This is a genomic window from Pseudomonas sp. H1_F01 (assembly GCF_054681425.1).
Genome location: NZ_CP162823.1, coordinates 6,337,598 through 6,358,541 on the forward strand (window position 1 = coordinate 6,337,598; position 20,944 = coordinate 6,358,541).

Sequence of the window (20,944 nt, forward strand, 5' to 3'; positions counted from 1 at the left end):
GCATTCTTTTTTGGTGACCGCGATATGACTGATCAGCGCAAAGGCAGCGATGCCGAACCCACCACTCACTTCGGCTTCAAGAACGTGCCGGAAAGCCAGAAAGCGGAAAAAGTCGCTGAGGTTTTCCACTCCGTAGCCGCCAAGTATGACTTGATGAACGACTTGCTCTCGGGCGGCATGCACCGCCTGTGGAAGCGTTTCGCGATAGAACTGTCGGGCGTGCGCAGCGGCAATCGCGTGCTGGACATCGCTGGCGGCACGGGCGACCTGACGAAGAAGTTTTCCCACATCGTCGGGCCGACCGGCCAGGTGGTCCTGGCCGACATCAACGAATCCATGCTCAAGGTCGGTCGCGACCGCCTGCTGGACCTGGGTGTGGCCGGCAACGTCGAGTTCGTCCAGGCCGACGCTGAAAAGCTGCCGTTCCCCGACAACCATTTCGACTGCGTGACCATCGCCTTCGGCCTGCGCAACGTCACCCACAAGGAAGATGCCCTGCGCTCGATGCTGCGGGTGCTCAAGCCCGGTGGCCGCCTGCTGGTGCTGGAGTTCTCCAAGCCGACCAACGCGCTGATGTCCAAGGCCTATGACGCCTACTCGTTCGCCTTCATGCCGCTGATGGGCAAGCTGATCACCAACGACTCGGAAAGCTATCGCTACCTGGCCGAATCGATCCGCATGCACCCGAACCAGGAAACCCTGAAGTCGATGATGGTCGAGGCCGGTTTCGACCGCGTGACCTACCACAACATGACCGCAGGCATCGTCGCCCTGCACCGCGGTATCAAACCCTGATGCTGCTCACCGGCCTGCTCGCCAGCGTCGAACTCGGCCTCAACCGGGTGCTGCGCCTGGACAGCACGGCGCTCGCGCGCCTGGCGCACTTGAGTGGCAAGGTGATTGCCGTGGACTGTCGCAGCCCGGCGCTGCGGTTGTTCATCCTGCCCAGCGACGAAGGCCTGATGCTCGCCGCGCATTGGGAGGCCGAGGCCGACTGCACGCTGCGCGCCCCGGCGTCGAGCCTGCTGAACCTGGCCCTGGGCAAGGACAAGACCGCGGTGCTGCACAGCCCCGACGTGGAGCTCGACGGCGACAGCGGCGTACTGCTGGAGCTGGCGGCGATTCTCCAGGACCTGGAGCTGGACTGGGAATACGAAGTGTCCCGCTGGATCGGTCCGGTGGCGACCCAATTGCTCAGCGGCCATTTGCGCAGCCGCAGCCGCTGGTATCGGCAGGGGTTCGCCAGCCTGGGGCAGAATCTGAGTGAATACCTGGCCGAAGAATCGCGTACCCTCGTAGGCCAACGCGAAGCACAAGCCCGTTTTAATGAACTGGACCAGATCAAACTTGACCTGGAACGTCTCGAGGCGCGTTTCGAGCGCCTTTCCCGATCCCTTGAAACCAAGCGATAACGCATGAAGCTGCTTGCCGTCCGCCGTTTGTTGCGCATCCAGCGCGTCGTGATCCGCTACCGCCTCGATGACCTGCTGTTCGCCCTGCCGCTGCCCTGGTTTCTCCTGGCCCTGCGCTTCGTGCTGCCGTGGCGCTGGTTTCCCCGGCGAACGCTGGACCTGAGTCGCGGTGCGCGCTTGCGCCTGGCCTTGCAGGACCTGGGGCCGATTTTCATCAAGTTCGGGCAGATCCTTTCGACCCGTCGCGACCTGTTGCCCGAAGACATCGCCGATGAACTGATGCGCCTGCAAGACCGCGTGCCGCCGTTCGATTCCAAGGTGTCGGTGGCGCTGATCGAGGAACAACTGGGCAAGAAGATCAGCGAAGTCTTCAGCCGCTTCGACGTCGAGCCCCTGGCCTCGGCCTCCGTCGCCCAGGTTCACGCCGCACAACTCAAGAGCGGCGAAGAAGTGGTGGTCAAGGTCATCCGCCCGGGCCTCAAGCCGATCATTGCCCAGGACCTGGCGTGGCTGTTCATCCTCGCCCGCGCCGCCGAGCGGTTGTCGGCCGATGCCCGCCTGCTGCACCCGGTGGACGTGGTCCAGGACTACGAGAAAACCATCTACGACGAACTCGACCTGCTGCGCGAGGCCGCCAACGCCAGCCAGCTGCGCCGCAACTTCGAAGGTTCGCCGCTGCTGTATGTGCCGCAAGTCTATTGGGACTGGTGCCGGCCGAAAGTATTGGTGATGGAGCGCATCTACGGCATTCAGGTCACCGACCTGGCGACCCTGGCCGACCAGCGCACCGACATGAAGATGCTCGCCGAACGCGGCGTGGAAATCTTCTTCACCCAGGTGTTTCGCGACAGCTTCTTCCATGCCGACATGCACCCGGGCAACATCTTCGTCAGCACGGTGCAGCCGTGGAGCCCGCAGTACATCGCTATTGACTGCGGCATCGTCGGTAGCCTGACACCAGAAGACCAGGACTATCTGGCCCGCAACCTGTTCGCCTTCTTCAAGCGTGACTACCGTCGCGTCGCGCAACTGCACATCGATTCGGGCTGGGTGCCGGCCGAGACCAAGCTCAACGAGTTCGAAGCGGCGATCCGCACCGTGTGCGAACCGATCTTCGAAAAACCGTTAAAAGATATTTCCTTCGGCCAGGTGCTGATGCGCCTGTTCCAGACCGCGCGGCGCTTCAACATGGAAGTCCAGCCACAGCTGGTGCTGCTGCAGAAAACCCTGTTGAACATCGAAGGCCTTGGCCGCCAGTTGTACCCGGAGCTCGACCTGTGGAACACCGCCCAGCCGTTCCTCGAACGCTGGATGCGCGAGCGCGTCAGTCCCAAAACCTTGCTGGGCAACGTGCAGAGCCAGTTCGAGCAGCTCCCGCACCTGGCCAACATGACCCGCGACCTGCTCGAACGCATGTCCCAGCCCCACGCCCACGACCCGGCGCCCCCGTGGCACCGACGCAAGGACGACTGGCTGTTGCGCCTGCTGGGCGCCGCTCACCTGGGAGGCGGCGCAGTGCTGGCGACCGGCGGGCCGCTGAGCCAACTGGGTCACTGGCCCGCCGGTATCATGATGGTGGTCGGTCTGTATCTGGTCGTTCGCCGATAGCCAGCACCGGTTCGCACTGGCACACTGTTTCAACGCTGGGCCCGCCGACGTCAGGTGCGCGGCCCATGGTCGGAGTCAAAGATGAAAAACTGGCAGGACGAGATCAAATGGGACGCTGACGGCCTGGTGCCGGCCATCGCCCAGGACCACAAGACCGGGCGCGTATTGATGATGGCCTGGATGAACCGCGAAGCGCTGGCCCTGACCGCCGCCGAGAACCGCGCCATCTATTGGTCACGTTCCCGTGGCAAGCTGTGGCGCAAAGGTGAAGAGTCCGGGCACGTGCAGCACCTGCATGAGATGCGCCTGGACTGCGACGGCGACGTCATCATCCTGATGGTCGAGCAAGTCGGTGAGATTGCCTGCCACACCGGCCGTCAAAGCTGCTTCTATCGCGTCTTCGAGAACGGCGACTGGAAAACCGTCGACCCGGTGCTCAAGGACCCGCATGCCATTTATTCAGGACATACCCATGAGTGACACCCTGACCCGCCTGGCCCAGGTGCTGGAAGAGCGCAAGGGCGCCGCGGCCGACAGCTCCTATGTCGCCAGCCTGTACCACAAGGGCTTGAACAAGATTCTGGAGAAAGTCGGCGAAGAGTCGGTCGAGACCATCATCGCCGCCAAGGACGCCGCCATCAGTGGCGATTGCAGCGACGTGATCTACGAGACCGCCGACCTGTGGTTCCACAGCCTGGTCATGCTGGCCCAACTGGGGCAGCATCCGCAGGCCGTACTGGATGAACTGGACCGTCGCTTCGGTCTGTCCGGGCACGTCGAGAAAGCCTCGCGCCCGTCCGCCTGATCAACTTTTGAGAGGAATAGCTCCATGGGTATTTTTGACTGGAAACACTGGATCGTCATCCTGGTCGTCGTGGTGCTGGTGTTCGGTACCAAGAAACTGAAAAACCTCGGCACCGATGTCGGTGAGTCGATCAAGGGCTTTCGCAAGGCCATGAACGATGACGAAAAACCGGCCGACCCGTCGGCGGCTCCTGGCCAACCCGCGCAGCCGACCCAACCGGTACACCCCCAGGCCAGCCAGCCTGTGAATGCGCCGCACACCATCGACGTGCAGGCCCAGAAAGTCGAAGAGCCCGTCCGCAAAGACTCGTGAGCACTGACTAATGTTTGGGATCAGCTTCACTGAACTGCTGCTCGTCGGCCTCGTCGCCCTTCTGGTACTGGGCCCCGAGCGCCTGCCGGGTGCTGCGCGCACCGCCGGTCTGTGGATCGGCCGCCTGAAGCGCAGCTTCAATGCGATCAAACAGGAAGTTGAACGTGAGATCGGTGCCGATGACATCCGTCGGCAACTTCACAACGAACATATTCTGTCCCTGGAGCAGGAAGCGCGGAAAATCTTCACGCCGACCCAACAGGAACCGACGCCGGTTCAGCCCGTGGCCGAACCGACGATTGCGCCCCAGGCGCCGGTGGATGGTGCGAGGTCAGTGACTGAACCGGCGCCAGTGACACCGACGGTAATGGATACAGCGCCCCCTGCTGTCCCTGCGCCTAACGACCCTACTTTGCCGCCGCGAGCCCCATGAGCGATATCCCAGAGAACGACCAGCCGATGCCGCTGGTATCGCACCTCACCGAGTTGCGCACCCGTCTGCTGCGTTGCGTCGCGGCGATTTTCATTATCTTCGCCGGGCTGTTTTCCTTCACCCAGCAGATCTACACCTTCGTCTCCACGCCACTGCGCCAGTACCTGCCGGTAGGCGCGACAATGATCGCCACCGACGTGTCGTCGCCGTTCCTGACGCCTCTGAAGCTGACGATGATGGTCTCGCTGTTCCTGGCGATTCCGGTGATCCTGCACCAGATCTGGGGCTTCATCGCACCGGGCCTGTACAAGCATGAAAAGCGCATCGCCGTGCCGCTGCTGGTGTCCAGTATCCTGCTGTTCTACACCGGCATGGCCTTCGCCTATTACCTGGTGTTCCCGCTGATCTTCAAGTTCTTCGCCGCCGCCACCCCGGCGGGCGTGGAAATGATGACCGACATCAGCAGCTACCTGGATTTCGTCATGACGCTGTTCTTCGCCTTCGGCGTGGCGTTCGAAATCCCCGTGGCCGTGGTGCTGCTGGTGTGGATTGGCGTGGTCGACGTGGCCTATTTGAAGAAGATCCGCCCCTACGTGATCATCGGCTGCTTCGTGGTCGGCATGATCCTGACCCCGCCGGACATCTTCTCCCAGACCCTGCTCGCGGTGCCGATGTGGCTACTGTTCGAGATCGGCATCCTGTTCGGTGGCCTGGTGCGCAAGCGCCGGGAAGAAGAGCCCGAGGAACAACCGGTCGATGACCACAACGACCAGCCGCCAGCGACCCAAGCGTGAACCTGCTGCTGCTCGAAGAGGCCGACTTCATCGGGCCTGACCGCGTGGTCCTGAGCGATCGCCGGTTGACCCACATGCAGGAAGTCCATCGCAGCGCCGTCGGTGACAGCCTGCGCGTCGGGCGCATCGGGGGGCTGATGGGCACCGCCCAGGTGCTGCGCCTGGAAGCCCGCGAGGCCGAACTGCAAGTGACCCTCGACCAGCCTCCACCGGCCAAGTTGCCGCTGACCCTGGTGCTCGCCCTGCCACGTCCGAAAATGCTTCGGCGGGTGTTCCAGACCGTCGCCACCATGGGCGTGCCGCGCGTGGTGCTGGTCAACAGCTATCGCGTGGAAAAGAGCTTTTGGCAGACGCCGTTTCTCGAACCCGAGGCCATCCGCGAGCAACTGATCCTGGGCCTGGAACAAGCCCGGGACAGCGTGCTGCCGGAAATCATCATCGAAAAACGCTTCAAGCCCTTCGTCGAAGACCGCCTGCCGGCCATGACCGACGGCACCTTGGGCCTGGTCGGTCACCCTGGCAACTACCCACCCTGCCCTCGCGCGCTGACAGAACCGGTGACACTGGCCATCGGCCCGGAAGGCGGCTGGATTCCCTACGAGATCGACCTGTTGGCCAAGGCCGGCCTGCAACCGGTGCAACTGGGCGAGCGGATCCTGCGGGTCGAGACTGCGGTGACGGCGCTGCTTGCACGACTGTTCTGATCCCGTTGGTTTGCCACCGTATTCCAAACGCATCTAACTCATTTCTCCTGCTCCCCCTTTATGGGCCGATAGCGCTTTGTACAAAGCAGTTCCGCCCTTCAAGGGAGTATCAGCATGTTCCAATGGCTAGGTAACGTAGGCGTTAATCGCAAACTCGGCTTCGGCTTCGGTCTGGTGCTGCTCTTAACCTTGATGATTGCCTTCACCGGATGGACCGGCCTAGGCAATGTGATTGCACGCGGCGACACACTCGGGCTCATCGCCAGCCTGAACGACCTGACCAAGGACCTGCGCTCCGCGCGCATGGACTATTACTCGACCCGGGGTGAAAAGGGTTCGGGGGAAATCAACGATCTGATCGGCAAACTGGAGCCAGGGCTCCAGACCGCCCGTCAATCGATCGAACAGCCAGCCGATGTGGCGATCGTCGACAAACAACTGGCCGCTGTCGCCGATTACAAGGTTGCTCTCGCCGAATTGGTCCGAGCCATGGCCAGTCGTGAGGATGCGCGCAGCAAACTGGGCGCCAGTGCCGATAACGCCGTGGCCCGAGTCACCAGCGTTGAAACCGCCATACGGCAAAGCGACAACGCTGCTCAACTCGACAGTGTGGTCAGCCTGAGCAAGGCCATCCAGCAAGCCCGCTATCAGGTTCGCGGTTATACCTACAGCGTTGAGACCGACGCCGAGCAGCCAGCCCTGGATGCCATCGATAACGCGTTGAAAGCCCTCGGCAGCCTGCCGGCCCGACTGCCCGATGAACACGCCGCCAACCTGCAACAGGCCGGCGAGTCGTTCAAGACCTATCGTGCCGCGGTCAACCAGTTCCGTGAAGCCCAGACCGCCAGCGCTGCCGCCATCAAACGCATGTCCGACCTGGGGGTTGTGCTACGCGGGGCCAGTCGAGACCTCACGCTGTCCCAGACAGTCGTGCGCGACCATGATGCGACCAAAGCCAACACGTTACTGGTCTCGGCCGCCGCGTTGGCCCTGCTGTTCGGCGTGATCGCTGCCATGGCGATCACCCGGCAGATCGTCATACCATTGGAGCAGACGCTCAAGGTCGCCGAACGCGTGGCGGCAGGTGACTTGACCCACAACCTCAGCGCCGAGCGCCGCGACGAACTGGGCCAACTGCAACGCGCCATACAGAGCATGACCGTGGGCCTGCGGCAATTGATCGGCGGCATCAGCGACAGTGTCACGCAAATCGCCAGTGCCGCCGAACAGCTCTCGGCCGTCACCGAGCAGACCAGCGCCGGGGTCAACAAACAGAAAGTGGAAACCGACCAGGTCGCCACCGCCATGCACGAAATGACCGCTACGGTGCAGGAAGTGGCGCGCAATGCCGAAGAGGCCTGCGAAGCGACGGTCGCCGCGGACCAGCAGGCTCGCGAAGGCGAAAAAGTGGTGGGTGAAGCCATCGCCCAAATCGAACGCCTGTCCAAGGAAATGGGCAATTCCACCGAAGCCATGGGTCATCTCAAGCGCGAGAGCGACAAGATCGGCAGCGTGTTGGACGTGATCAAGTCCGTCGCCCAGCAAACCAACCTGCTGGCCCTCAATGCGGCCATCGAGGCGGCCCGTGCCGGTGAAGCCGGGCGTGGTTTCGCAGTAGTGGCCGACGAGGTGCGTGGCTTGGCCCAGCGTACCCAGAAGTCCACCGAAGAAATCGAAGCACTGATCGGCAACCTGCAATCGGGCACCGAACAGGTCGCCACCACCCTGGACAACAGCCGCAACCTGACCGACAGCAGCGTCGAACTGACCCGCCGTGCCGGTGGTTCGCTGGAAAACATCACCCGCACGGTCTCGGCGATCCAGTCGATGAACCAGCAGATCGCCGCTGCGGCCGAGCAGCAGAGCGCCGTGGCCGAAGAGATCAATCGCAGCGTCGTGAACGTTCGCGATGTCTCCGAACAAACCGCCTCCTCCAGCGAAGAAACCGCCGCCTCCAGCGCCGAACTGGCACGGTTGGGGGTTCATTTGCAGACACTGGTGGGACGCTTCAAAGTCTAAACACCGAAAAAGCGGCGAGCACAGCCCCGTAGCGAGGGGCCTTGCTCCCGTTCGAGCGCGAATCGGCCGTCAACGGCGTTCGGACTGGCAACGGTTTCGCCGCCGGGCGTGGGCAAGCGTCCTCACCACGGATATCCCCCGCCCTATTTTCTACAGATCCCCGTCACATGGTCGATACTCTCCTCATAAGACCTATAAAAGGTTCGAGGGAGTATCAGCATGTTCAGTTGGCTAACCGAAAAGCTGGGAAACGTAAGTGTCAATCGCAAACTGGGTTTCGGTTTTGGCCTGGTGCTGCTCATGACCCTCCTGAGCACCTTCGCGGGCTGGAACAGCCTGAGCAGCGTGATCAGCCGCGCGGATAAACAGGCGTCCATCGCCAGCCTCAATGAGTTGGCCAAGGATTTGCGAATCTCCAGTCTCGAGTATGAGATGCGGCGCGGCGAACAAGGACCAGCAGTCGTCAGCGAGTTCCTGGGCAAGCTTCAGGACAGCATCCAAGCCGCCCTCAAACGGTTTGTACGTCCGGCAGACCAGGAGTTGCTCAATCAGCAGTTGGCTATCCTCGATGAGTACAAACGCGCCTTTGCCGACCTGACCCAGGCGACACAGAACCGCGAATCGGCCCGCTCCAAGCTTGGCGCCAACGCCGACAACGCCGTGGCCAAGGTGACAGAAGTCGAAAATGCCTTGCGCCAAGGTGACAGCGTTGCTCAATTCAACGCTGTGGTTGAGCAGAGCAAACTGATCCAGCAGGCGCGCTACCAGGTCCGCGGCTACACCTACAGCGGCAAGGCCGATGCAGAGCAACCGGCACTGGATGCCATCGAAAACGTCTTGAAAAACCTTGAAAGCCTGCCGGGCAAACTGCCGGAACAACACGCCGCCAACCTGCAACAAGCTTCTGAATCGATGAAGGCTTATCGCGCTGCCGTCAGCCAGTTCCGCGACTCACAGGTCGCCAGTGCTTCGGCCCTCAAGAAAATGGCCGACCAGGACAGCCGTTTGCATGAACTGAACAATCATTTGACCACCTCGCAGATCGAGAAACGCGACCAGGAAACGGCTCAAGCGAAAGAAACGCTGATCATCGTCACCATCCTGGCACTGGCATTTGGCCTGCTGGCTGCCTGGATCATCACCCGGCAGATCGTCGGTCCACTGCAACAGACCCTGGTAGCCCTCGAACGTGTCGCCTCCGGCGACTTGAGCCATAACCTGGTGGTCACCCGCCGCGACGACATGGGTCAACTGCAAGGCAGCCTGCAGCGAATGGTGATCAGCCTGCGGCAACTGATCGGGGGTATCAGCGACGGCGTCACGCAAATCGCCAGCGCCGCCGAACAGCTCTCGGCCGTCACCGAGCAGACCAGCGCCGGGGTCAACAGCCAGAAAGTGGAAACCGATCAGGTCGCCACTGCGATGCACGAAATGACCGCCACCGTGCAGGAAGTGGCGCGCAATGCCGAGGAAGCCTCCGAAGCGGCAGTTGCCGCTGACCAGCAGGCTCGCGAAGGCGAAAAAGTGGTCGGCGAAGCCATCGCCCAGATCGAACGCCTGTCCAAGGAAGTGGGCAACTCCACCGAAGCCATGGGCCACCTCAAGCGCGAGAGCGACAAGATCGGCAGCGTGCTGGACGTGATCAAGTCCGTGGCCCAGCAAACCAACCTGCTGGCCCTCAACGCCGCCATCGAGGCAGCCCGGGCCGGTGAAGCCGGACGTGGTTTTGCGGTGGTGGCCGACGAGGTACGCAGCCTGGCCCAGCGCACCCAGAAGTCCACCGAAGAAATCGAAGAGCTGATCCTGGGCCTGCAATCGGGCACCGAACAGGTCGCGACCACCCTGGACAACAGCCGTAGCCTGACCGACAGCAGCGTCGAACTGACCCGCCGTGCCGGTGGTTCGCTGGAAAACATTACCCGTACGGTCTCGGCGATCCAGTCGATGAACCAACAGATCGCCGCTGCGGCCGAGCAGCAGAGCGCCGTGGCCGAAGAGATCAACCGCAGCGTCGTGAACGTTCGCGATGTCTCCGAACAAACCGCCTCCTCCAGCGAAGAAACCGCCGCCTCCAGCGCCGAACTGGCACGGTTGGGGGTTCATTTGCAGACGCTGGTAGGTCGCTTCAAGGTCTAACCAGAGGGCAGGTATAAAACCCGTGGCCAGAGATTGCTCCCGCTTGGGCGCGACGTGGCCACTACTGTGAGATCTATTCTCTACAGATCCCTTCCAACCGGTCGATATAGCTCCCAGCACATAAACTCAGCGCTGCAGGGAGTAACAGCATGTTCCGATGGCTAGGTAATGTAGGCGTTAATCGCAAACTCGGTTTCGGCTTCGGCCTGGTGCTGTTCCTGACCGTGATAATCGCCTTCACGGGCTGGACCGGCCTGGGTAACGTGATCAGCCGTGGCGACAAGCTGGGGTTCATTGCCAGCCTGAACGATTTGACCAAGGACTTGCGCCTGGCACGCATGAACTACGACACCTCGCGGGGCGAGAACGGCCCCCAGCAAGTCAACGACCTGATTGGCAAGCTCGACGCCGGGCTGAAGACCGCCCGCCAACTGATAGAGCAACCGGCCGATGTAGCCCTGATCGATAAACAATTGGCCGCCGTGGCCGAGTACAAAAAAGCCTTCGCCGAGATGACCCGCGCCACCGCCAGCCGAGAAGATGCCCGCAGCAAACTCGGTGCCAGTGCAGACAATGCCGTGGCTCGCATCGCTGAAGTAGAGAAGTCGTTGCTGCAAGGCGACAGCGTCGCCCAGTTCAACAGCATCGTGACCCTGAGCAAAGCGGTCCAGCAAGCGCGCTATCAGGTTCGCGGCTACACCTACAGCGGCAAGAGCGAAGCCCAGCAACCGGCCCTTGAGGCCGTCGACAATGCTCTCAAACTTCTCGCACGTTTGCCAGAGCAATTGCCTGAAGAACATGCAGCCAACCTGCAACAGGCCAGCGACTCGATCAATGTCTATCGCTCAGCGGTCAGCCAGTTCCGCGACTCCCAGATCGACAACGCCGCGGCCCTCAAGCGCATGGCAGAGCAAGGCGACGTATTGATCGATGCCAGCCAAAAACTGACCGTCTCCCAGACCGCCGTGCGCGACCGTGACGCAACCGAGGCCAAGACCTTCCTGGTAGCGGCTGCCGTGCTCGCTTTGCTGTTCGGTGTCGTCGCTGCCCTGGTCATCACCCGGCAGATCGTCGGCCCTCTGGGCCAGACCCTCAAGATCGCCGAACGTGTGGCGGCAGGTGACCTGACTCACAACCTCACCTCCGAGCGCCGCGACGAACTGGGCCAGCTACAGCGCGCCATGCAGAACATGACCGTGGGTCTACGGCAATTGATCGGTGGCATCAGCGACGGCGTCACGCAGATCGCCAGCGCCGCCGAACAGCTTTCGTCCGTCACCGAGCAGACCAGCGCCGGGGTCAACAGCCAGAAAGCGGAAACCGACCAGGTCGCCACCGCCATGCACGAAATGACCGCCACGGTGCAGGAAGTGGCAAGCAACGCCGAAGAGGCTTCCGAAGCGGCCGCCGCCGCCGATGCCCAGGCACGCGAGGGCGATAAAGTCGTCGGCGAAGCGATTGCCCAGATCGAGCGCCTGGCACTCGAAGTGGGTAATTCCACCACCGCCATGGGCGAGCTGAAGCGAGAAAGCGACAAGATCGGCAGTGTGCTGGATGTGATCAAGTCCGTCGCCCAGCAAACCAACCTGCTGGCCCTCAACGCCGCCATCGAGGCAGCCCGGGCCGGTGAAGCCGGGCGTGGGTTTGCGGTAGTCGCCGATGAAGTCCGCAGCCTGGCCCAGCGTACCCAGAAGTCCACCGAAGAAATCGAAGAGCTGATCCTTGGCCTGCAATCGGGTACTGAACAGGTCGCGGCGACCCTGGACAACAGCCGCAGCCTGACTGACAGCAGCGTCGAGCTGACCCGTCGCGCCGGCGGGTCGTTGGAAAACATCACCCGTACCGTCTCGGCGATCCAGGCGATGAACCAGCAGATCGCCGCTGCGGCGGAGCAGCAGAGTGCTGTGGCGGAGGAGATCAACCGTAGCGTGCTGAATGTGCGTGATGTGTCAGAGCAAACGGCGTCGTCCAGTGAAGAGACTGCCGCTTCGAGCGCTGAATTGGCGCGGTTGGGGGTGCATTTGCAGACGTTGGTGGGGCGGTTCCGGGTTTGATTTGGGTATTGGTGTCGTGTGTATATCCGTTATTTAGGTAACGGCTGCTGACGGTTCCGCTCTTACAGCGGGTCACTTTCGAAAAGCCCGGAAGCCGGCCCAGTCGAAAGTAACCAAAGCGCTTTTGCCCCACCACGCGGTGCCTCGCCTAGGCTCGGCATGCCTGCGTTCGGCCATCGTGGTTAACGGGGCACCCGAGATCAACGTCCACCACGAGGCGGCCTAACAGCCGACCTGGCTCTCCCGGTCGTACACCCGTTAGATCTGTGGGAGCAAAGCTTGCTCGCGATAGCGGTCTGTCAGGCAACATCAATACTGACTGCCCCACCGCCTTCGCGAGCAAGCTCGCTCCCACATAGGTTTTTGGTCGTTTATAAAATCAGCGTCCACCGCCGATCCCTGTGGGGAGCAAAGCTTGCTCGCGAAAGCGGCGGGTCAGCTTGCCTGGATGTTGGATGTGCCGGCCTCTTCGCGGGCAAGCCCGCTCCCACACTGGATCTTCAGTGGGCAAGAAACTTGTGTTCGGCACAGTTCCCTCTGTGGGAGTAAAGCTTGCTCGCGATAGCGGTGGGTCAGCTTGTATTGATGTTGGATCTGCCTGCCTCTTCGCGGGCAAGCCCGCTCCCACACTGGATCTTCAGTGGGCAAGAAATTTATGTTCGGCACAGTTCCCTCTGTGGGAGCAAAGCTTGCTCGCGATAGCGGTGGGTCTGCTTGCATCAATGCTGAATGTGCCGCCACCTTCGCGAGCAAGCCCGCTCCCACATAGGTTTTTGGTCGTTTATAAAATCAGCGTCCACCGCCGATCCCTGTGGGAACCGAGCTTGCTCGCGATGGCGGTGGGTCTGCTTGCATCAATGCTGAATGTGCCGCCGCCTTCGCGAGCAAGCTCGCTCCCACATAGGTTTTTGGTCGTTTATAAGATCAGTGTCCACCGCCGATCCCTGTGGGAGCCGAGCTTGCTCGCGATGGCGGTGGTCTGCTTGCATCAATGCTGAATGTGCTGCCGCCTTCGCGAGCAAGCTCGCTCCCACATATGTTTTTGGTCGTTTATAAAATCAGCGTCCACCGCCGATCCCTGTGGGAGCCGAGCTTGCTCGCGATGGCGGTGGGTCTGCTTGCATCAATGCTGAATGTGCCGCCGCCTTCGCGAGCAAGCTCGCTCCCACATAGTTTTTTGGTCGTTTATAAAATCAGCGTCCACCGCCGATCCCTGTGGGAGCCGAGCTTGCTCGCGATGGCGGTGGGTCTGCTTGCATCCATGCTGAATGTGCTGCCGCCTTCGCGAGCAAGCTCGCTCCAACAATGGGATCGGAGTACGACCGGAAGAAATAGGCCGGCTGCAAAGCCGCCTCGCGAGCAAGCTTTGCTCCCACAGGTCCGGCTCAAACAGATCTGATGGGTGTACGACCGGGAGAGCCAGGTCGGCTACTAGGCCGCCTCGCGGTGGACGTTGATCTCGGGTGCCCCGTTAACCACGATGGCCGAACGCAGGCATTGTGGAGTGGGCATCCCGGCATGGATGCCGGGATAGCCGCGCTGGGCCATGGATGGCCCTTCGCGGCGGGCCCACGGAGCAATGCCGGAGTGAGGGCACACCGAGCCTAGGCGAGGTGCCGAGTGGTGGGGCATGAGCGTTTTGCTTACTTTTGCGCTTCTCAAAAGTGAGCCGCTGTAAGAGCGGAACCGTAAGCAGCCGTTACCTAAATAACGGATATACATACAAAAATACCTGAGCCCCACAATCCGTCATCCCAAGGCTACGGAGCCTTGCGCCATTGCCTACAACTACGCCAGAATCCGCCGGCTTGTGCGCCTTGGCCCTGGGCTCTAACGTTTGCGGGTCGCTGTCAGTTCAGCGATCGGGTTTAGCAGCCTGGACAATCCTAGACGTACGCTCTCCACATGCGTGAGCAGGCTTCAGCACCTGCGCATCTATGTCATGGCGGTTGTGCGTGGGAGACCTTCGGGTCTGCCGGGTTCTAGGGTCCCGGTCTGCTAACCCGCGTACAGTCGCCACCCATTCTCGTTTAGCAGCGATATCTGGCGGCTCCATTACCCTAGGAGCGTCAACCATGCACAAGATCACACCCAATCCACCAGAACCAGAAACCGACCCCAAGAAACTCCAGGAAGCCACCGACCGCGCGCTCGATTACTACCTGAAGCCCAAACAACCCAACCCCGAAGATAAACAGCCGCCGGGCCAGCTCTTCACCGTCGTCGACGGCATCGACACCGAAAGCCTGTTGGCCAACCTCAGCGAAAACCTGGCCTCAGCCAATGCCATGGTCAGCGACCTTGCATTCGACCTGAAAGGCTCGCGACGCCATATTGCCCTTGGTATTCAACAACTGATCGAGCTGAGTGGTTTGTTGGCGAATCGGGTACTGGACAACGTCAATACACAGTCCTGACCTCGCCGCGGATAGCGTTCAAATACTGAAATAGCGCCCAACAAAAAGCCCCGCTTCCTTTCAGAAGCGGGGCTTTTTGCGTATCAGTATCAGGCCACTTGAGGCTGTGCGCTCAACGGCTGAAGCGGTAACAACGGTGCATGAGGATCAGCGTTGATTGATTCGCGCCACGCCGCCAGCCACTCGGGATGACCCTCGCTCCAGACCTGCTCATGCAGGCGGGACAGGGCCACCGGGTCGCTCAGCAGAGCCAGTCGCTCGGCGTTGCTGAGACCGGCAGGGCCGGCCTTCAAGGCGTGACGAACACGTTCGACCCGCAGCCATTCGATCGGCTCGGCCTTGCCGTGACGCGAGGTTGCCAACGCATACGCCAAGGCGTTCTGTTGCGGATCGACCACCGCCCGGATGAAACCGTCTTTGAGCGCATGCCAACGGTTTTCATGGGTGTACTGATCCGTCGACAGCAGTTCCTGTGGCGGTGCGTATTCCTCAGGGATCAGGAACAGGCTTTCATCACGGGACTTCAAGCCCAGGCCCACGCGGCTGGAAATCACCGATACCGGAATCGACAGCATCAGCGAACCGACAATCGGCACCAGCCACCACAGGAAGCTCGGGTTCAGCCAGATCACCAGCAAGGCCCAGAAGAAGCCCAGCAAGGTTTGCGGACCGTGGCGCTTGACCGCTTCGCTCCACGGCGTGGAGTCGTCGTCACGTTGTGGCGAGTTCCAGGTTGCAGCCCAGCCCAGGAATGCGGCGAGCACGAAACGGGTGTGGAAAATCATCCGCACTGGCGCCAGCAGCATGGAGAACAACATCTCCAGGAGCATCGACAGCGTCACCTTGAACTTGCCACCGAACTCCTTCGCACCCTTGGCCCAGATCAGCACGATACTCAGCAGCTTGGGCAGGAACAGCAGCACGATGGTGGTGGAGAACAGGGCGATGGCCTTTTCCGGGTGCCATTGTGGCCACAACGGATAGAGCTGGCGCGGCTCGAGGAAGTACTGCGGCTCCATCAACGTGTTCACCGCCAGCAGCGCCGTGGAGAGCACCAGGAAGAAGAACCACAGTGGCGCCGACAGGTAGGACATCACGCCGGTCAGGAACACCGCACGGTGCACCGGGTGCATGCCCTTGACCAGGAACAGCCGGAAGTTCATCAGGTTACCGTGGCACCAGCGACGGTCACGCTTGAGTTCGTCCAGCAGGTTCGGCGGCAGCTCTTCGTAGCTGCCCGGCAAGTCATAGGCAATCCACACGCCCCAGCCGGCACGGCGCATCAGCGCAGCTTCGACGAAGTCGTGGGACAGGATGGCACCGGCGAACGCGCCTTTACCGGGCAGCGGCGCCAGGGCGCAGTGCTCGATGAACGGTTTCATGCGAATGATCGCGTTGTGGCCCCAGTAGTGGGATTCACCCAACTGCCAGAAGTGCAGGCCGGCGGTGAACAGCGGACCGTATACCCGGGTGGCGAACTGCTGCATGCGCGCATACAGCGTGTCCATGCCCGAGGCCCGTGGCGCGGTCTGGATGATGCCGGCGTCCGGCGTGGCTTCCATCAGGCGCACCAGGCTGGTCAGGCACGTACCGCTCATGACGCTGTCGGCGTCGAGCACGACCATGTACTTGTAGTCGCTGCCCCAACGACGGCAGAAGTCGTCGAGGTTGCCGCTCTTGCGCTTCACGCGACGGCGACGGCGGCGATAGAAGATCTTGCCGAAACCACCGGCTTCACGGCAGACGTCGAGCCAGGCCTGTTGTTCGGCCACGCAGATATCGGTTTCGTTACTGTCGCTGAGCACGAAGAAGTCGAAACGATCCAGGTCACCGGTGGCGGCCACCGACTCGAAGGTTGCGCGCAAACCGGCGAATACCCGTGGCACGTCTTCGTTGCAGATCGGCATCACCAGCGCTGTGCGGGCGTCCTTGGGAATTGGCTCGTTGCCGGCGCTGGCACCGGAAATGCGGTACTTGTCGTGACCGGTGAGCAATTCGAGAAAGCCCATCAACGCTGTCCAGAAGCCTGCCGAGACCCAGCAGAACAGGATCCCGAACAGAATCAGGATGCTGGTTTGCAGCGCATACGGCAGCACTTGCGTGGCGGTCTGCAACAGCGGTTGGTGCAGGACTTCTTCCAGGTCCACGAACGACCAGCCCTGGTACGGCATGATGCCTTTCATGTACCAGCCAGCGACGATGGTCTGGCCGAGCATCAATATCAGCAGGATGTAGCGACGGGTCGAGCCCACGGTACGCCAGCGTGCATGCGGCAACACGCGCTCATCCTTGGGCGGCTTCGGCGGGTTGGTACGACCGGTCAGGCGCCGCCAGCCACGCACCAGGATATTGGTGCGCCATGGCTCCGGTACGACCTTGGTCCGACGAATCGGCGGCGTGGCTTTCAGGCACACCCGACCGCTGGTGTCGAGCCCCAGCATCTCGGCGTCTTCGAGCTCTTCGGCGGTGCTCAGGGTCAGCCGGCGGCCCACCGAGGCTTGCGCCGCCTCGGCGGGCTCGTCGAAGGTCGAAGACGACAGGCGTTCGTGCAATTCGCTGAAGGACTTGCAGCCCGCCAGTTCGGCGCGCTGCTCGTCGGTCATGGGCAAATGGGCCAGGTACTCGCTGAGCGTCTCTGGCTGTACTGAAGTATTACTCATCGGCTGGCAACTGATAGCTCCAGGTCTCGGTCAAGACTTGTTCAGTCGGTTCCGGTTCCTGCTGGGTTGGGGTCGGTTCAACAGCGGCGTCTGCCGCCTTGACGGCCTTGGCTTCGTCTTTCGCTTTTTCGTTCGCGAGCTCTTTTTCGGTCTGCTGGCGGGCGACTTTGTCGGCCTTGGCCAGGGTCGTGGTCACGGAGTGCGCGGTGGCCGGGGCTTCGACAGGCGTCAATGGACGGACCAGCGCCGCACGCATTTCGGTGGCCTGTTTCGAATCCTTGATCTTCAACCGCAGGGTCAAGCGCCAGCCCTTGGTTTCAGGGTTGTAGCGCACGCTATTCTCGACGATCTCGCCGTTTTCGCCGACGCTTACCTGGCTACGCACATCGGCGTCTTCCGGCAGGGCTTGCAGGGACGGACCTTCGAAATCCACCAGGTAGGCCACGCTGCCGTCCGGCTGACGGATCAGGTTGGACTGTTTCACGTCACCGGTGGAACGCAGGGTCTGCTGGACCCAGGCGCTGTCCGGCGAGTGCAGGCTGGCTTCGTCGAGGGTCCAGTGCAGGCGATAGCTGAAGTCCAGCGGCTGGCCTGGCTCAGGCAGTTTTTCCGGGCTCCAGAAGGCAACGATATTGTCGTTGGTTTCGTCGGCGGTCGGAATTTCTACCAGGTCCACGGAGCCCTTGCCCCAATCGCCTTTCGGTTCGATCCAGGCACTTGGACGCTTGTCGTAGCGGTCGTCCAGGTCTTCGTAATGGCTGAAGTCGCGCCCACGTTGCAACAGGCCGAAACCACGCGGGTTCTCTACCGAGAAGTTGCTCACGGCCAGGTGTTTCGGGTTGTTCAGCGGACGCCAGATCCACTCGCCGTTACCGGCATGGATCGACAGGCCACTGGAGTCGTGCAGTTCGCGACGGTAGTTCAGCACTTTGGACGGTTGGTTGGCGCCGAACAGGTACATGCTGGTCAATGGAGCCACACCCAGCTTGGTCACGCGGTCACGCAGGAACATGCGCGACTTCACGTCGACCACGGTGTCGGTGCCCGGACGCAAGGTCAGGCGATAAGCGCCAGTGGCGCGTGGCGAATCCAGCAGGGCGAAGATCACCAGGTGCTTGTCGGTCGGCTTCGGACGTTGGATCCAGAACTCGCGAAAGCGCGGGAATTCTTCACCCGATGGCAACGCGGTGTCGATGGCCATGCCGCGGGCGGACAAACCGTAGGTCTGGCCCTTGCCAATGACGCGGAAATAACTCGCGCCCAGCATGGTCATGATCTCGTCCTGCTTGTCAGCCTTGTTGATCGGGTACAACACGCGAAAACCCGCGTAACCCAGCTGTTCAGTGGCCTTGGGATCGAATTTCACATCGTCGAAATCAAAGCGCGACGGGTCGTACTTGATCTCTTCGACGGTGGTCGCGGTGATTTCGTTGATCTTCACCGGTGTGTCGAAATGCATACCCTGGTGATAGAAGGACAGCCTGAACGGTGTCTTCTGGTCGGCCCATTCGGCTTTTTCGGTGCGGAAACGGATTTTTTGATAGTCAGCGAATTTCATTTCGCGGAATTCGTTCGGCAGATTACTGCGCGGGGCTTCGTATTTTTGCCCGGCCAGTTCTTGAGCCTTCGCCGATACATCATCCAGGCTGAATGCCCACAGTTGGCCCGCGCCGAACAGGCACAACAGAGCCGAGCCCGTTACCAGGGCGCTTCTCAACCGTTTGGCAGTCATTTTTGGTGCATTACAGGGACTAACAATCACGAGCAACCCTCGCCGAAAACTGATCAAAAAACCAACGGCCAGATAAAGTATCTGCACGGTAACGGCACTGAAAAACCGTTCCTGCGGACCACTCTTGCCAAGTTGGCGAGCATTGTTCCGACTCCGATGGGACAAAATGATTCCCCAAACGGTCCAGGACAAGTCTCTACCTAAGTCAAATGGACCAGCGAACGCTGATCCCCCGTAGCGCGCGATTATCTAGTAGCCCGCGTGACAACGCATCAGGGGTAGCAAAGTATTTATCGAGAAAACTCCCAGTTTTGCCTCGAAACAGGCCCGAAAAGATGTTTCAAACGCTTTCAGACCTGTAACAGGAAGGTTACCGGGCCATCATTGACCAAATGCACTTGCATGTCGGCGCCGAATCTACCTGATGCCACAGTGCCATGCACCTGTTTCGCCTGGGTGAGCAAATAGTTGAACAACTCTTCTCCCAGGGCCGGAGGTGCGGCTGTCGAAAAACTCGGGCGCAAACCACTTTTGGTGTCGGCCGCCAAGGTGAACTGCGACACCAGCAGCAACCCACCACCGACATCCGCCAGGGACAGGTTCATCTTGCCGTCGGCGTCGCTGAACACTCGATAGTTAAGCAGCTTATGCAGGAGTTTGTCGGCGCTGGCCCGGGTATCCCCGGGCTCGACAGCCACCAACACCAGCAAGCCCTGATCCACGGCGCCAATGATCTCGCCTGATACTTCGACCCGCGCGCAGCGAACTCGTTGCAACAGCCCCTTCATGCTTCTTCAGGCGGCAGGTCGAGCAGGCGCCGGGCCATTTGCGCAGCGGCGCGAACCAGTGCGTCGGTGATCCCCGGCTCCGAAGCGGCGTGACCAGCGTCGCGAATCACCTGCAGTTCGCTGTTGGGCCAGTTCTGATGCAGCTCCCAGGCATTGTCCAGCGGGCAGATGACGTCGTAGCGGCCATGCACGATGACGCCCGGCAAATGGGCGATCTTGCCCATGTCGCGAATCAACTGGTTGGGTTCGAGGAAAGCGTTGTTGGTGAAGTAGTGGCATTCGATCCGGGCGATCGACAGCGCCCGCTGCGGCTCGGAGAAGCGATCGACCACCAGTGGGTTCGGACGCAGGGTCGCGGTGCGACCTTCCCAGGTGGACCAGGCCTTGGCCGCGTGCATCTGGGCGATCTGATCGTTGCCGGTCAGGCGCTTGTGGAAAGCGCTGAGCAGGTCGTCGCGCTCGTCCAACGGGATCGGTGCGATGTAGTCCTGCCAATAGTCGGGGAACAGGCGACTGGCGCCGGCCTGGTAGAACCATTCGATTTCCTGCGGCCGGCAGAGAAAGATCCCACGCAGGATCAAGCCGTGTACCCGCTCTGGATGAGTCTGGGCGTAGGCCAGGGCCAGGGTCGAGCCCCAGGAACCGCCAAACAGCACCCACTTCTCGATACCCAGGTGCTTGCGGATGCGCTCCAGGTCTTCGACCAGATCCCAGGTGGTGTTGTTCTCAAGGCTCGCATGGGGGGTGGACCGACCGCAGCCGCGCTGGTCGAAAGTGACGATGCGGTACAGGTTCGGATCGAAGTAGCGGCGGCTCTGTGCATCGCAGCCAGCACCCGGGCCGCCGTGAATGAACACCACCGGCAGGCCTTCCGGGGAACCGCTTTCATCGACATAGAGCGTGTGGGTGTCATCGACAGCCAGATCGTGCCGGGCATGGGGTTTGATCTGCGGGTACAAAGTCTGCATTGCGCGCTCCGTAAGGGGTCGAGTCATCCCTGTAGGGACGTCTATTTAGTCTGCCGTCCGGCATCATAAACCCGAATTACCTTAATGAGCATGTCCCCTGCG

17 protein-coding genes and 3 pseudogenes are annotated in these 20,944 nt (G+C 61.3%); 15 read left to right on the top strand and 5 right to left on the bottom strand.

What is annotated here, in order from left to right:
• Positions 1-24: 24 nt before the first annotated feature.
• From ubiE to AB4O09_RS28560, 14 genes and pseudogenes are all read left to right on the top strand, one after another.
• Positions 25-795, top strand: coding sequence for a bifunctional demethylmenaquinone methyltransferase/2-methoxy-6-polyprenyl-1,4-benzoquinol methylase UbiE (ubiE, locus tag AB4O09_RS28495; protein ID WP_003196937.1), 771 nt, complete (start codon positions 25-27; stop codon positions 793-795).
• Positions 795-1,419, top strand: a pseudogene (locus AB4O09_RS28500) (ubiquinone biosynthesis accessory factor UbiJ). Before ubiE ends, AB4O09_RS28500 begins: the two are co-directional and overlap by 1 nt.
• Entirely contained in the window at positions 1,416-3,020 is a 1,605-nt protein-coding gene (gene ubiB, locus AB4O09_RS28505) for a ubiquinone biosynthesis regulatory protein kinase UbiB (RefSeq protein WP_003196934.1), read from the top strand. Before AB4O09_RS28500 ends, ubiB begins: the two are co-directional and overlap by 4 nt.
• Positions 3,021-3,101: 81 nt before the next feature.
• Positions 3,102-3,500: a phosphoribosyl-AMP cyclohydrolase gene (gene hisI, locus AB4O09_RS28510; RefSeq protein WP_003196931.1), complete on the top strand. Its 399-nt coding sequence runs from the start codon at positions 3,102-3,104 to the stop codon at positions 3,498-3,500.
• A complete protein-coding gene (locus AB4O09_RS28515) occupies positions 3,493-3,825 on the top strand; it encodes a phosphoribosyl-ATP diphosphatase (RefSeq protein ID WP_003186671.1) in 333 nt (110 codons plus the stop codon). The genes hisI and AB4O09_RS28515 overlap by 8 nt, the downstream gene beginning before the upstream one ends.
• A gap of 24 nt (positions 3,826-3,849) precedes the next feature.
• A complete protein-coding gene (locus AB4O09_RS28520) occupies positions 3,850-4,137 on the top strand; it encodes a twin-arginine translocase TatA/TatE family subunit (RefSeq protein ID WP_003196929.1) in 288 nt (95 codons plus the stop codon).
• 10 nt (positions 4,138-4,147) lie between these two features.
• A complete protein-coding gene (gene tatB, locus AB4O09_RS28525) occupies positions 4,148-4,570 on the top strand; it encodes a Sec-independent protein translocase protein TatB (protein ID WP_028237522.1) in 423 nt (140 codons plus the stop codon).
• Positions 4,567-5,364: a twin-arginine translocase subunit TatC gene (tatC, locus tag AB4O09_RS28530; protein WP_003196925.1), complete on the top strand. Its 798-nt coding sequence runs from the start codon at positions 4,567-4,569 to the stop codon at positions 5,362-5,364. The genes tatB and tatC overlap by 4 nt, the downstream gene beginning before the upstream one ends.
• Positions 5,361-6,068: a 16S rRNA (uracil(1498)-N(3))-methyltransferase gene (locus AB4O09_RS28535; protein ID WP_003196923.1), complete on the top strand. Its 708-nt coding sequence runs from the start codon at positions 5,361-5,363 to the stop codon at positions 6,066-6,068. The genes tatC and AB4O09_RS28535 overlap by 4 nt, the downstream gene beginning before the upstream one ends.
• 114 nt (positions 6,069-6,182) lie before the next feature.
• Positions 6,183-8,087 carry a methyl-accepting chemotaxis protein gene (locus AB4O09_RS28540; protein WP_027911944.1) on the top strand — a complete coding sequence of 635 codons (1,905 nt, stop codon included), beginning with the start codon at positions 6,183-6,185 and terminating at the stop codon, positions 8,085-8,087.
• 300 nt (positions 8,088-8,387) lie between these two features.
• A pseudogene (locus tag AB4O09_RS28545) lies at positions 8,388-9,320 on the top strand (methyl-accepting chemotaxis protein); the annotation flags it as partial.
• Positions 9,321-9,518: 198 nt separating this feature from the next.
• The gene (locus AB4O09_RS28550) at positions 9,519-10,223 is read left to right on the top strand and encodes a methyl-accepting chemotaxis protein (RefSeq protein WP_373557685.1); all 705 of its coding nucleotides are present in this window, start codon (positions 9,519-9,521) and stop codon (positions 10,221-10,223) included.
• Between the two features lie 149 nt (positions 10,224-10,372).
• Positions 10,373-11,419: pseudogene (locus AB4O09_RS28555) on the top strand (methyl-accepting chemotaxis protein); the annotation flags it as partial.
• Positions 11,414-12,277, top strand: coding sequence for a methyl-accepting chemotaxis protein (locus AB4O09_RS28560; protein ID WP_373557686.1), 864 nt, complete (start codon positions 11,414-11,416; stop codon positions 12,275-12,277). The pseudogene AB4O09_RS28555 and the gene AB4O09_RS28560, both read left to right, overlap by 6 nt.
• A 1,431-nt stretch (positions 12,278-13,708) precedes the next feature.
• Here the strand turns inward: AB4O09_RS28560 and AB4O09_RS28565 are convergent.
• Complete coding sequence (locus AB4O09_RS28565) at positions 13,709-13,909, bottom strand: nucleoid-structuring protein H-NS (RefSeq protein ID WP_155252640.1); 201 nt, start codon at positions 13,907-13,909, stop codon at positions 13,709-13,711.
• A gap of 443 nt (positions 13,910-14,352) precedes the next feature.
• Here AB4O09_RS28565 and AB4O09_RS28570 point away from each other — a divergent pair, with 443 nt between their 5' ends.
• Positions 14,353-14,694, top strand: coding sequence for a DUF6124 family protein (locus AB4O09_RS28570; protein WP_003196916.1), 342 nt, complete (start codon positions 14,353-14,355; stop codon positions 14,692-14,694).
• An 89-nt stretch (positions 14,695-14,783) separates the two neighbouring features.
• Here the strand turns inward: AB4O09_RS28570 and mdoH are convergent, their stop codons facing one another.
• The 4 genes from mdoH to pip form a co-directional block, all read right to left on the bottom strand.
• Positions 14,784-17,354, bottom strand: coding sequence for a glucans biosynthesis glucosyltransferase MdoH (mdoH, locus tag AB4O09_RS28575; RefSeq protein ID WP_003196915.1), 2,571 nt, complete (start codon positions 17,352-17,354; stop codon positions 14,784-14,786).
• Positions 17,347-19,086, bottom strand: a complete 1,740-nt coding sequence (locus AB4O09_RS28580; RefSeq protein ID WP_209311659.1) for a glucan biosynthesis protein G — start codon at positions 19,084-19,086, stop codon at positions 17,347-17,349. Before AB4O09_RS28580 ends, mdoH begins: the two co-directional genes overlap by 8 nt.
• A gap of 350 nt (positions 19,087-19,436) precedes the next feature.
• Positions 19,437-19,874 (bottom strand): D-aminoacyl-tRNA deacylase, encoded by a 438-nt coding sequence (gene dtd, locus AB4O09_RS28585; protein ID WP_003196911.1) that lies wholly within the window; start codon positions 19,872-19,874, stop codon positions 19,437-19,439.
• Positions 19,871-20,842, bottom strand: a complete 972-nt coding sequence (gene pip / locus AB4O09_RS28590) for a prolyl aminopeptidase (RefSeq protein ID WP_003196909.1) — start codon at positions 20,840-20,842, stop codon at positions 19,871-19,873. The genes dtd and pip overlap by 4 nt, the downstream gene beginning before the upstream one ends.
• Positions 20,843-20,944: the final 102 nt, after the last annotated feature.